The following is a 13445-nucleotide window of genomic DNA, read 5'->3' as shown; positions in this document are numbered from 1 at the left end:
AATGTCAATACATCAGTTAAACTATTTAGATCAGTTAGAAGCCGAATCTATTTACATATTAAGAGAAGTGGCAGGTCAGTTTGAACGTCCGGCCTTATTATTCAGCGGAGGAAAAGACAGTATTGTACTGGCTCATCTGGCAAGAAAAGCATTCTTCTATGGGAAAATTCCGTTTACATTTGTTCATGTAGATACCGGACACAATTTTCCGGAAGTGTTGGATTTTCGTGATCAGCTGGTAAAACAATTGGATGTTAATCTTGCAGTCAGAAAAGTGGAAGACACTATTAAAAGTAAAAAACTGACTGAGGCTAAAGGTAAATTCCCAAGCAGAAACTGGCTGCAAACCTACACTCTTCTTGATACTATTGAAGAATTTGAATTTGATGCCTGTATTGGAGGAGCCAGAAGAGATGAAGAAAAAGCCCGCGCCAAAGAAAGAATCTTCTCAGTACGTGATGAATTCGGACAATGGGATCCTAAACTTCAGCGTCCGGAGCTTTGGAATATTTTCAACGGAAAAATCCATAAAGGAGAGAATGTAAGAGTTTTCCCTATCAGCAACTGGACAGAACTTGACATCTGGAACTATATCCGAAGAGAAAAAATCGCACTCCCTTCCATCTATTTCTCGCATGAAAGAGAAGTAATCGATTTTAATGGACAATGGCTTGCCAATTCATCGCACGTTTTCTTGGAACCTGAAGATATTATCACCACAAAAAAAATCCGTTACCGTACCGTAGGAGACATGACATGCACTGCAGCTGTGGAATCTAATGCTGTTACAATAGATGCGGTAATCGAAGAAATTGTAGCAACCAGAATTTCAGAACGTGGCGAAACCAGAATTGATGACAGGGTAACAGAAGCCGCAATGGAAGACCGAAAAAAAGGAGGCTATTTCTAAATAAGCAATCAGCGATGAGTAATAAGTAATAGGATAAACACCTTTACTTCTTAAACAGCAAAATATTACTCATTGCCCATTACTCATTACTTATAATTAAAATCGGATGGATATATTAAGATTTATAACAGCAGGAAGCGTAGATGACGGTAAAAGTACCCTTATCGGCAGACTGCTTTACGATAGCAAAAGTATTTTACAGGATCAGTTGGAAGTCCTTGAAAAACATTCTAAAAACAAAAATGAAGACGGAGTAGACCTTGCCCTTTTAACGGATGGTCTGCGCGCAGAAAGAGAGCAGGGAATCACCATTGATGTTGCCTACCGCTATTTTTCAACCGCAAAAAGAAAATTTATCATTGCTGATGCTCCGGGTCACGTGCAGTATACCCGCAATATGATCACCGGAGCGTCCAACTCTGACCTGATGGTCATCCTGATCGATGCACGAAAAGGAGTGATTGAACAGACCAGAAGACATTCTATCATCGCCTCTTTGTTACAGTTAAAGAAAGTAGCTGTAGCCATCAACAAAATGGATATGGTAGATTATTCCGAAGAAGTTTTTGAAAATATAAAATCAGAATATGCAAAAATTGCAGAAAATCTGGGATTGAATGACGTAAGTTATTTCCCAATCTCAGCATTGAAAGGAGATAATATTGTTTCAAAATCGTCCAGAACAGAATGGTACGAAGGAAATTCACTTCTGGAATATCTTGAAGAAGTAACGTTAAATGAAGAAACAAATAATGGAAGTCGTTTTCAGGTTCAGTATGTAATCCGCCCCCAAACTGAGGAACTGCATGATTACAGGGGATATGCCGGACAAATATTAAGCGGAAAATTCACAAAAGGAGACAAAATTCATATTCTTCCGGCAGATCTGACCACTGAAATCACCAAAATTGAGATCAATGGCATTGAAAAAGAAAAAGCCTTTGAAGGCCAGCCAGCTGTGATCCACCTTGCTCACGATGTAGATATCAGCCGGGGAGATATTTTTGCCACGGAAGAGCATGTTCCGACAGTTGAAAAAGACCTTGAAATTCTTTTATGCTGGCTGGATCAGAAACCGTTGCAGCCAGGGAATAAATACCTTCTGCAGCAAAATAGCAGACTTGTAAAAGCAGTTGTAAAAGAGGTAGATTACAAAATCAATGTCAACACCCTGATCAGGGAACAGACTGATGGCGAAATTAAACTGAACGAAATTGTAAAAGTTACACTCCGTACAGCACAGCCTTTGGTGTATGACAGCTTTACCAATAATAAAACAACGGGCTCGGCTATTCTGGTAGATGAAACGTCCAATTCAACGGTAGCAGCCTGTATAATTCAATAGAAAAATGGCAATTTCCGATCAATTAACACAAAGAATTCATCAGACCAAACAAAATAATATTCATGGATTCTTTGATAAAATAAAGACCAAAAAATGGGTGAAGGATTTGTACGAAACACTTTTCCTTCCTCAGGATGATAATACTGAAGATCAGCTGAAAATAAATTTTGAAGCACTCCAGGAAACACTTTCTGATCAGATCAATACGGTAACAGGAGATAAAAATCTTACTGAAAAACAGGTCAGACAGTTTTTTGAGACTTTACCTGAATTATATCATCAGCTGGTTCTGGATGCAACATCTATTTTGGAATTTGATCCTGCCGCCGATTCTCTGGAAGAAGTATACCTGGCATATCCCGGCTTTTTTGCCACGTATGTCTATCGTATTTCGCATCAGCTTTGGACTCAGAAAGTAAAAATTTTGCCCCGTGTCATTTCTGAATATGCCCACAGTAAAACCGGAATTGATATTCATCCGGGAGCCACTATTGGAAAGTCTTTTTTCATTGACCACGGAACAGGAATCGTAATTGGAGAAACTACCGTTATCGGGAACAATGTCAAAATCTATCAGGGAGTAACCCTCGGAGCGTTGAATGTTTCCAAAGAAAAAGCCCATCAGAAAAGACATCCCAACATTGAAGATGATGTGATTATCTATTCGGGAGCTACAATTCTGGGAGGTGAAACTACTATAGGCAGAGAAAGTGTCATAGGAGGAAATGTCTGGGTAACACAGGATGTCCCCGCCAACTCTCTGGTCTACCATAAAAGTGAAATAAAAATAAAGGATAATAGCTCATTACCGGAATCATTAACCTTTGTGATTTAAGAAAAAACAAAAATAAAAAGTACATTGATATGAAATTTCAGAATGCATTAGAAACGATTGGAAATACACCCGTCGTAAAAATTAATAAACTCTTCAATTCAGATCATGAAATCTGGATCAAACTTGAAAAAAGCAATCCTGGTGGAAGCATTAAAGACAGAATTGGCTTGGCCATGATTGAAGATGCAGAAGCCAAAGGATTATTAAATAAAGACAGCGTTATTATAGAACCTACAAGCGGAAATACAGGAATAGGACTTGCTTTGGTAGCTGCTGTAAAAGGATACAAACTCATTCTTGTCATGCCGGAAAGCATGAGTATAGAACGCCGCAAAATCATGGAAGCTTACGGAGCAGAATTCGTATTGACTCCAAGAGAAAAAGGAATGAAGGGTGCCATTGAAAAAGCGAATGAGCTTGCTGAAGAAACGCCCAACTCATGGATTCCAAGACAGTTTGACAACCCTGCCAATGTAAAAGTACATGTAGAAACCACCGCTCAGGAAATTTTAAAAGATTTTCCGGACGGTCTGGATTACATCATTACAGGAGTAGGAACCGGAGGACACATCACCGGAATCGCAAAAACGGTAAAAGAAAAATATCCTAACGTAAAAGTAATTGCTGTAGAACCGGAATTATCCCCTGTATTAAGCGGAGGAAGCCCGGCGCCACATCCATTACAGGGATTAGGAGCAGGATTTGTTCCTTCCATTCTGGATATTACCCTTTTGGACGGAGTAATTACAGTAGGAAAGGAAGAGGCTTATGAGTATGCCCTTAATGCCGCTAAAAAAGAAGGTCTTTTTGTTGGAGTTTCCACTGGAGCCGCTTTAGCAGCCATCGCCAAACATTTACCGGAAATACAACCTAACGCTAAAATCCTTACCATCAATTACGATACCGGAGAAAGATATCTGTCCGTAGAAGGGCTCTTCTAAATCCTTAATTAACACCTACTTCAATGAAAACAAATATAAAATCACCAAAGGTTTTCCTTATCGGTGCAGGACCCGGCAACCCTGAACTGATTACTGTAAAAGCAGTAAAAGCTATTGCAAAAGCAGATGTCATCTTATGTGACCGCCTTGTAAGTCCGGAAATTCTTGAAACCTACGTCAATGAAAATACAGAAATCATCTATGTAGGAAAAGAATGCAGCAAAAATGCATCCACCCCTCAGTCTCATATCAATACTTTGATGGTAGAATATGCCCTTCAGAACAAAACCATTGTAAGACTGAAAGGAGGTGACGTTTCCATATTTTCCAACATTCTGGATGAATTGCAGGCTTTAAAACAGAATAATATTCCTTACGAGATTATTCCGGGAATTACAGCAGCTTTAGGAGCAGCAGCATTTGCAGGGATGCCTTTAACAGCAAGAGGATATTCCACATCCGTTCGTTTTCTGACGTATTATAAATCAGAGATCGTAAGTGAAGAATACTGGAAAGAGCTTGCTTTAACCAATGACACCCTTGTTTTCTATATGTCTAAAGGAAATCTTACCCCTCTAGTGGAAAAATTGAAAGCACTTCAGATTTCAGGTGATAAAAAAATTGCAGTCATTGAACAGGCTACGACTCCTTTTCAAAAGGTGTACACATCATCATTTGATGATTTTAATGAAAAATTCGGAGATAAGAACTTTGCTTCACCTTCTTTGGTTGTTGTGGGTAAAATTGTGAATCTCCATGAAGAGTTTTCATGGCTTGAAAATGCAGAGCAGGAAGGTCTTTATTTCAAATCAGTGGAAAACGGAAGTCTAATCCCTACAACTCAAAATTTCTTTGAATATGCTGTCTGAAACTAAATTAAACGTATTAAAACAAATATCCGGAGACCTCTCCAGAGACGAAGCCATCTGGGCCAGCGGATATCTTGCCGGTATTGCCGGAGGATCTTCACTTACAGCCGTTCTGACACCACAAGAAACGAATACTATTGTACAGAATACCGTAAAGAAAATAACGTTGGCTTATGGAACGGAGACCGGAAACAGTAAAAAGCTCGCTACCACGCTGGCAGGTATCGTTAAGAAAAAAGGGCTTCAGGTAAAACTGGCTGATCTTTCCCAATACAAGCCAAAAGATTTGGCTAAAGAAGAATTCTTTTTTGTAGTGATCAGCACTCAGGGAGAAGGTGAACCACCAGCTCTAGCCAAAAAATTCTACGATTATATTTATGAAAATGAAATAAATCTTAGCGGACTAAAATTCGGAGTACTGGCGTTGGGAGACAGCAGTTATCCTCTGTTCTGCCAAACCGGAGAAGATGTAGATTCACGTTTTGAAATATTGGGAGCTCAGCGCATCATTCCGTTAAAGAAATGTGATATTGACTATGAGCAGGAAGCTTCTCATTGGATAGAGCATGTATTTGAAACCGTTCAAAAAAATACTGGTCAGAGTACAAAAAATGTTTCAGTTCCAAAGGTTTCTACCGGAAGAAAGAAATTTCAGGGAAAAGTTTCAGCCATCATTAATCTGAATGATATTACGTCTGAAAAAGAAACGTATCACATTGAAATTGAAACAGAAGAAGTACTTGCCTATCAACCTGGTGCAGCTTTGGGAGTGATTCCATTCAACTCGAAAGAAGTAGTCCATGAAATTATTACTCTGACAGGAATTGATCCTCAGAAACAGATCGAAACAACAAAAATTACGGATACCGTAAAAGAACTCTTGTACAAACATCTTAACATCAGTTATCTGCTTAAATCTGTGGTTGCACAATATGCAAAAATAACGGGACATTCCATTCCGGAAGTCAGATTAAGTCTTCTTGATCTGCTTAGGATTTATCCTGTGAAAAATGCAGATGAATTTGAAGAAATCATCCAGATATTAACTGCCCAGGCACCACGTCTTTATTCAATTTCTTCCTCTGTGGAAGCTCATGGTGATACGGAAATTCATATTACCGTCGCAAGATCAGAATTCTTTATTGACCATCAGAAACACAACGGATTATGCAGTGGTTTTCTAAGCGAATTCAAAGAAGGAGAAGAGGTGGAATTTTATATTCAGGATGCAGGACATTTCAAACTTCCGGACGCTGATAAAGATATCATTATGATTGGTCCCGGAACAGGGATAGCTCCTTTCAGATCATTCCTTTGGGAACGTGATGCAACCGGAGCAGAAGGAAGAAACTGGCTGTTTTTCGGAGACAGAAACTTTGTATCAGATTTTCTTTATCAGGCAGAACTTCAGGACTTTCTTAAAACAGGTAGCTTAACGCATTTAGACCTTGCTTTTTCAAGAGATACAGCCGAGAAAGTATATGTTCAGCACAGGTTAGAACAAAAAGCACAGGAAGTATTTTACTGGCTGGAAGGTGGAGCCTCTGTATATGTATGCGGAGCCAAAGAACCAATGGCCTACGATGTAGAACAAACGCTTCTCACGATTATCCAGACGGAAGGAAAGCGCAGCAAAGAAGACGCTGTACTTTATCTGGAAGATATGGAGATGAGCGGCAGATATGCGAAAGATGTGTATTAAAAAGAAGTACTCGTAAAAATTAAAGGAAACAATTATGAACAATGATAAAGAAAACCTTTCACCCGTAGAAAGGATTAAAACCAGTAGTAATGGGCTCAGAGGATCTTTAAAAGAGAGCCTTGCTGATCAATTTACCGGAGCCATAAGGGAAGATGACCAGACTCTGATCAAATTTCATGGAATGTACCAACAGGACGACAGAGACCGAAGGGAAGAGCGTGTCTCCAAAAAACTGGAATGGCTGTATTCTTATATGATCAGATTAAGGCTTCCCGGTGGCTTTTTAACTCCGGAACAATGGGTAGGGTTGAATGAAACAGCAGAAGATCATTCCACAGGAACCATTAAAGTAACGACAAGACAAACGATTCAGCTTCATGGTATTTTAAAATCTCATTTAAGACCTACCATTCAGAGCTTCAATCTTCAGCATCTGGATTCTATTGCAGCCTGTGGGGATGTCAACAGAAATGTAACCTGTACAGCTAATCCTTCGGAATCACCTTTGCAACAGGAAGCTTACGAACTGGCGGGAAAAATCAGTGAAATGTGCCTTCCAAAAACTAAATCTTATTATGACATCTGGATTGATGATGAACTTCTGGTAGACCGTAAAACAGAGGAAGATCCTTTATATCAGGACAGATATCTTCCGAGAAAACTGAAAATAGGAATCGCAGTCCCTCCTAATAATGATGTAGATGTATTCATCAACGATATTGCCCTAATCGCAATTATCGAAAATGATAAAATTGCTGGTTATAATATTGCTGCCGGAGGAGGACTGGGAGCAACCCACGGAAATGAAGCTACTTATGCCCGTCTTGCCTCTGTACTTGGATTTGTAGATACGGAAGAAAAAGTATTGAAGGCTGTCTATGAAATCATCACGGTTCAAAGAGACTTCGGAAACAGAAGCGATCGAAAATTATCAAGATTAAAATATACGATTGATAAATTGGGTATCGATCAGTACAGAGCTGAAGTAGAAAAAAGAACAGGTTTCAGTTTTGAACCTGCCAGAGAATTTAAGTTTGAACAGCGAAAAGACCGTTATGGCTGGATCCAGAATCACGAAGGAAAATGGTTTTACACCGTATTTGTAGAGCACGGAAGAATTCTTAACACAGAGGAATATCCTTTAAAATCAGGATTATTAAAAATCGCACAAACTGGAAAAGCTAATTTCCGTTTTACCTGTAACCAGAATCTTATTCTTGCTGATATTGAGGAAAAAGATAAACCAGAAATTGAACATATTTTAAAAGATCACGGAATTTCAGAATATACCAATGGAGCAAGCGCCTTACGTAAAAACTCTGTTGCCTGCGTGGCCTTAAACACTTGTTCTCTAGCTTTAGCGGAAGCTCAGCGTTATCTGCCATCCTTGGTTACCAAAATAGAACCTATTCTTGAAAAATATGGTCTGCTGGAAGATGACATTACCATCCGTATGACCGGTTGTCCTAACGGCTGTGGAAGGTCTCCTAATGCTGAAATCGGATTTGTGGGAACAGCTTATGGGAAATATAATCTCCACATTGGAGGGGACCGTTTAGGAATGCGACTGAATACAAAATTTAAAGAAAATATTGGTGAGGAAGAAATTCTTACCACTCTGGATGAACTTTTCGGAATATATGTACAGAAAAGACTTACAGAAGAAACATTTGGCGATTTTTCATACCGTTATTTACACACCTTAAATTAATTATATGGCTAATTTTCATTATGATCTGAAAAAAAACAAAAAAAATCAATCTCTTCTTTTAGGCAGACGAATGTGTATGTGTTGTTGATTCTTAAATAACAATACAATCAAAGCTGTTTGAAGTTTTTGAATTATTATGGAAGTCGGCAATAATATTAATGGCTTAAACCACCCCGTCAAAAATTCTTTGAATTTTCGCCACCCTTCCAAAAGAGGGGAATTCTAAGCCCTTCAATTGTAATATTAACCAATATAGAAGACTTTCATCATAGAAGTAAAAAATTCAGACAGCTTCATTCTCAACCTAAAAAAATGAAGAAAAAATGAAAAACAAAAAGCAGGGAAATTTTCTGCCAAAAGCAGGTATTATCGCATTCACATTTCTATTTTTTAACCTGGCAGAAGCACAGCAGCAGCTTATAGAGCTTAGCGGAAACATCAAAAATACAGATACACGCAAAAGTCTTGACTCTGTAAAAATACAGATCGAAAATACACAGGACATTGCAATAACTGATAAGCTGGGTAACTTTAAGCTCAGAACAAGAGTTACCATTCCATTCCGGGTGGTCATTCAGAAAGATGGTTTCACAGGTCAAACCGTTGAAATACTTTCGCCTTCCAACAAAATAACGATAGGGCTGAACCCTCAAAATACAATCATCGATGATGTGGTAATCTCAGCTTCCAGAGTTCCGGAAAAGATATTAAGATCTCCGATTGCTATTGAAAAAATTGATATTAAAACCATCAGGGAAAGTCCTGCAGCCTCATTCTATGAAACATTGGAAAATGTAAAGGGGTTACAGCTTTTAACATCAAGTCTTACGTTGAAAATTCCTAATTCGAGAGGTTTCAATTCGCCTAATAATTTCCGATTCATGCAGCTGGTAGACGGAGTAGATGTACAGTCGGCAACGTTGGGAGTACCATTGGGAAATGCAATAGGTCCTACAGAACTCGACATCCAGTCTATGGAGGTCACTCCCGGAGCCGCTTCAGCATTGTACGGGATGAATGCCATCAACGGATTGGCAAGTTTACAGACCAAAGATCCGTTTACTTCTGAAGGAATAAGCCTTTATTTCCGTGGTGGGGTGAATCATGTAGACAATGTCAATCATAAAATAAGTTCTCTGGGAGAAAGTGCTATCCGCTTTGCAAAAGTCATCAATAAAAACTTTGCGGTAAAAGTTAATGCATCCTATTTCAGCGGAACAGACTGGATCTCCAACAATTTGACTGATCAGAATCCAGGATCTTTGGTTACAGCCAATCCTAATTTTGCTCTGCCCAATAATCCGGCAGAAGACCTTTGGAATAAATATGGAGACGAAAGAAACAACCGTGTAGCTGTAAAAGTAGACTATAATGGGAAACCAACTACATTCAATGTTTCAAGAACAGGATATCTGGAGAAAGATCTTGTAAGTCCGGATGTAAAAAACATCAAACTTGATGCGGGATTGTATTACCGTTTCGGGGATCAGTGGAGAACATCTTACGTATACCGATATGGTTTACTGGACGGAACTTTCCAGAGAGGAAATAAAATCCGTTTGCAGAATGCTACTGTTCAGAACCATAAAATAGAACTGACAGGAAAGGAACTTACTTTCAGGGCTTATGTCTCGATAGAAAATACAGGAGACTCTTATAATCTGAAACCTTTGGCAGATAATCTTGATCTCACCAATCTTTCCAATACCAACTGGAAAAATATATTCCAAACAGCTCTTCAGAATAATCTGAATGCAGGAGCCAACCTTAATGACGCTTTTATTCTTGCTCGCCAACAGGCAGATAAAAACAGAGTCGTACCGGGAACTGCAGCCTTCGAACAGTTGAAAAATACCATTGTCGGAATCAACAACTGGGATTCGGCCAATGGAGGCGTAGCAGGAGCTCCGGCAACAGGAGGAGCCAAGCTTGAACAGAAATCTCGTTTCTATCAGGGCGAACTTACCTACGATTTCAGCAGGTTTGTGAAGATCTTTAACCTTCTTGCTGGTGTAGATTACCGTTTGTACAGCATTACTCCGGATGGAAACAATTTTGTTGATTTCGACCGTCCGGTGAATGAAAGAAACATTCCTTTAGCCAACGGCACCTTTGGGAAAGATGTTATTTATCAGAAATATGGAGCTTTTGCACAGATTACCAAGCTTTTCTTTGATGATAAATTAAAAATCAACGCTGCTTTACGGATCGACAGAAACCCGGAATTTGAAGCCAAATTAAATCCGAGAATCAGTATAGTTTATTCTCCGGTTAAAGAGCATAATTTCAGAGCTTCTTTTCAGAACGGATATCGTTTTCCATCCTTGTTTGAAGCCCTTTCTTTTGTCAATAACGGAAATGTAAGAAGAGTTGGAGGTCTTTCAAAAGTGAATGATGGATTAGGCTATCTGGAGAATTCCTACACATTAGCTTCCATTGATAGATTCACTTCAGCAGTAAATGCAGATGTAGACGCCGGAAAAACCCAGGCTCAGGCAGCTCAGGATAACAAACAGCTTTTAACTGTAGCCAATCTGCAGAAATTACAGCCGGAAAAGATCAATTCATTTGAAGTAGGGTATAAGTCTACTTTTTTCAATAATAAACTGGTACTGGACTGGGATTTCTATTACAACATTTATGAAGGATTTCTTGGGCAGGTAGAAGTAGCGGTTCCAAAAAACAGTCAGGTAGGAAGCAATACTGCTGTTCTTGCAATGCTGGATCGAAGCAAACAGGACCGATACAGGGTATATACCAACAGTAACAACACCTATAAAAGCTATGGAACGTCTTTAGGGATTCGTTATAATATTACAGGAAATTATAATGTCAATACCAATGTTTCATATAATGATCTTGCTTCCAACAATTCTTCAGACCTGTTTATTACCGCTTTCAATACCCCGAAATGGATGGTAAATGTAAGTGTAGGAAACAGAGAAATTGTTAAAAATATAGGGTTTACCCTTGTGGCAAGATGGCAGAGTGGCTTTATGTGGGAAAGTCCTTTAGCATCAGGAGCAATTCCAGCCTATTACACGATTGATGCTCAGGCTACATGGAAACTTCCTGAAATTCGTGCGAATATTAAAATTGGAGCCACCAATTTACTGAACCGCCGTTATTTTCAATACGCAGCAGGTCCTGAAATTGGAGGACTGTATTATCTCGCTTTTACTTATGACTTAAAATTGTAATCAGGATGAGCAATTCATTATATCCCATATTTTTAAAACTTGAAAACCTGTCACTGCTGGTCATCGGCGGCGGCAAGGTAGCTCTTGAAAAACTGGAATCTGTACTGGGTAATTCACCGGAAACTTCCATCAGACTGGTAGCGCAGGAAATTATCCCTGAGGTAAAAACTTTACAAAATCAGTTTTCCAATATAACTCTGCACGAAAGAACCTACAATGATCTTGATTTTAATGATACTGATCTTGCCATCATTGCGGTAAATGATATTGAATTAGCAGGGGAAATCAGAGAAAAAGCCCAGAAAAAAAATGTGCTGGTCAATATTGCAGACAAGCCGGATTTGTGTGATTTTTATTTAGGTTCCATTGTTAAAAAAGGAAGTCTCAAAATTGCCATTTCCACCAACGGAAAGTCCCCGACCATTGCTAAAAGATTAAGGGAAACTTTTACAGAAGTTATTCCAGATGAAATGGATCATGTATTGGATAATATGCAGAATATTCGCAATCAGCTCACCGGAGATTTCAATTATAAGGTTAAAGAACTCAACAAAATTACTACAGAATATCTGTCTGACGGAAAAGTTGCTGCAAAACCGGACATGGAAATTGAAAAGCTCATCAATATTACCAAAACCGCTCAGAGAAAAGCTAATATTTACCTTGCAATTATTGGAGTTTTGCTTCTTTTCGGGTTATTTGGGCTTGTGGTGTACCAGTTCAATCTTTCCGGTGATATTCAGTATTTTCTGAATAAGGATGGTCATATTTTTTACTGGATGCTGTTTGCCGGTTTCATGGCAGAAATTGTTGCCGGATCTATGGGAATGGGGTATGGAGTGATATGTACCACTATACTTTTACTGCTAAATGTTCCGCCACCTGTTGTGAGTGCAAGCATCCATTCTGCGGAGTCTTTTACTACTGCTGCCGGAAGTTTCAGTCATTATAAACTGGGAAATGTCAATAAAAAAATGGTATGGGTATTATTCCCGCTGGCTATTGTAGGTTCTATCATAGGTGCTTTAACGCTGTCTCATTATGGCGAACATTATGCTCATATTATAAAACCTATTATTGCCTGCTACACATTATACCTTGGGATCAATATCTTAAGAAATGCGTTCAAAGATAAAAAATCAGGGCAAGCTAAAACCAAACGAAAAACAAATCTCAGAGTATTGGGACTGGTAGGCGGTTTTATTGATTCCTTTGCAGGAGGCGGTTGGGGGCCATTGGTGACCGGAACACTGATTAAGGAGGGAAGAATTCCCCGTTATGTAGTAGGAAGTTCTACCGTGGCCAAGTTTTTATTGACGATAACAAGTGCCATTACATTCATTTTCACGATTGGAATTCATCACTGGAATATTGTTTTGGGACTTTTGCTGGGTGGCGTTTTTACGGCTCCATTTTCAGCAATGTTGACCTCAAAACTTCCAACGAAGAAAATGTTTGTTGTGGTTGGAATAGTAGTAATCCTTATGAGTCTTATTACAATAGCAAAATCCCTTTTGTCATAAAAGACGGTTGTAAAAAGTATGGTTTTAAACGCAAAGATTTGATGTGTTAATTCTTAATATTTTAAGGGAGCAAAGCTTGAATCAATTACATTAATTTTTTCTAAGCATACTTATATCTAACGCAAAGATTTTAATGTTTTACTTTAATTTGAGAAATCAAAGGGGGAAAATAAATGATATGGTCTGTTGACACTATCATTACTCATTTTTAGTAAAAATCTGAAACCATTAAAACTTTGCGTTTTTCTATTTTAAGTACTTTTTTAAACAGTATGCTTTTGTATGTTTAAGGTATGCAAAGGCGCAAGGGTTTTATCTCCTATAAAGTAGAATAGAGCATAGTTTTTTTTATCTCACGCTGATTTTGCAGATTACGCAGATATTTATATAAATCTGCGTAATCTGTTTT

The 13445-nt window shown here is 38.6% G+C and carries 9 protein-coding genes; all 9 read left to right on the top strand.

The features are described from left to right. The first annotated feature begins 1 nt into the window (after position 1). The 9 genes from cysD (at position 2) to OL225_RS08055 (ending at position 13036) form a co-directional block, all read left to right on the top strand. Entirely contained in the window at positions 2-910 is a 909-nt protein-coding gene (cysD, locus tag OL225_RS08095; RefSeq protein WP_264517897.1) for a sulfate adenylyltransferase subunit CysD, read from the top strand. Positions 911-1016: 106 nt separating this feature from the next. Next, positions 1017-2255 carry a sulfate adenylyltransferase subunit 1 gene (locus OL225_RS08090; protein ID WP_264517896.1) on the top strand — a complete coding sequence of 413 codons (1239 nt, stop codon included), beginning with the start codon at positions 1017-1019 and terminating at the stop codon, positions 2253-2255. 4 nt (positions 2256-2259) lie between these two features. After that, positions 2260-3090: a serine O-acetyltransferase EpsC gene (gene epsC, locus OL225_RS08085; protein ID WP_264517895.1), complete on the top strand. Its 831-nt coding sequence runs from the start codon at positions 2260-2262 to the stop codon at positions 3088-3090. A gap of 29 nt (positions 3091-3119) precedes the next feature. Continuing rightward, positions 3120-4031: a cysteine synthase A gene (cysK, locus tag OL225_RS08080; RefSeq protein ID WP_264517894.1), complete on the top strand. Its 912-nt coding sequence runs from the start codon at positions 3120-3122 to the stop codon at positions 4029-4031. A 23-nt stretch (positions 4032-4054) separates the two neighbouring features. Continuing rightward, positions 4055-4900: a uroporphyrinogen-III C-methyltransferase gene (cobA, locus tag OL225_RS08075; protein ID WP_264517893.1), complete on the top strand. Its 846-nt coding sequence runs from the start codon at positions 4055-4057 to the stop codon at positions 4898-4900. Next, on the top strand, positions 4890-6602 hold the full coding sequence (locus OL225_RS08070) for a sulfite reductase flavoprotein subunit alpha (RefSeq protein WP_264517892.1): 1713 nt from the start codon (positions 4890-4892) through the stop codon (positions 6600-6602). The genes cobA and OL225_RS08070 overlap by 11 nt, the downstream gene beginning before the upstream one ends. A gap of 34 nt (positions 6603-6636) precedes the next feature. Then, complete coding sequence (locus OL225_RS08065; protein ID WP_264517891.1) at positions 6637-8313, top strand: NADPH-dependent assimilatory sulfite reductase hemoprotein subunit; 1677 nt, start codon at positions 6637-6639, stop codon at positions 8311-8313. Between the two features lie 323 nt (positions 8314-8636). Beyond that, a complete protein-coding gene (locus tag OL225_RS08060) occupies positions 8637-11513 on the top strand; it encodes a TonB-dependent receptor (RefSeq protein WP_264517890.1) in 2877 nt (958 codons plus the stop codon). A 5-nt stretch (positions 11514-11518) separates the two neighbouring features. Further along, positions 11519-13036, top strand: a complete 1518-nt coding sequence (locus OL225_RS08055; protein ID WP_264517889.1) for a TSUP family transporter — start codon at positions 11519-11521, stop codon at positions 13034-13036. The last annotated feature ends 409 nt before the right edge of the window (positions 13037-13445 follow it).

This window comes from Chryseobacterium viscerum, assembly GCF_025949665.1.
Lineage (GTDB): Bacteria > Bacteroidota > Bacteroidia > Flavobacteriales > Weeksellaceae > Chryseobacterium > Chryseobacterium viscerum_A.
The sequence above is the reverse complement of the archived record's forward strand: the minus strand, read 5'-3'. Positions and strand labels throughout refer to the sequence as shown.

Excerpts from the sequence above, each read along its gene's own strand:
- cobA (WP_264517893.1), top strand. The coding sequence starts at position 4,055 with ATGAAAACAAATATAAAATCACCAAAGGTTTTCCTTATCGGTGCAGGA.
- epsC (WP_264517895.1), top strand. The coding sequence starts at position 2,260 with ATGGCAATTTCCGATCAATTAACACAAAGAATTCATCAGACCAAACAA.
- cysK (WP_264517894.1), top strand. The coding sequence starts at position 3,120 with ATGAAATTTCAGAATGCATTAGAAACGATTGGAAATACACCCGTCGTA.
- OL225_RS08055 (WP_264517889.1), top strand. The coding sequence starts at position 11,519 with ATGAGCAATTCATTATATCCCATATTTTTAAAACTTGAAAACCTGTCA.
- cysD (WP_264517897.1), top strand. The coding sequence starts at position 2 with ATGTCAATACATCAGTTAAACTATTTAGATCAGTTAGAAGCCGAATCT.
- OL225_RS08090 (WP_264517896.1), top strand. The coding sequence starts at position 1,017 with ATGGATATATTAAGATTTATAACAGCAGGAAGCGTAGATGACGGTAAA.
- OL225_RS08060 (WP_264517890.1), top strand. The coding sequence starts at position 8,637 with ATGAAAAACAAAAAGCAGGGAAATTTTCTGCCAAAAGCAGGTATTATC.
- OL225_RS08070 (WP_264517892.1), top strand. The coding sequence starts at position 4,890 with ATGCTGTCTGAAACTAAATTAAACGTATTAAAACAAATATCCGGAGAC.
- OL225_RS08065 (WP_264517891.1), top strand. The coding sequence starts at position 6,637 with ATGAACAATGATAAAGAAAACCTTTCACCCGTAGAAAGGATTAAAACC.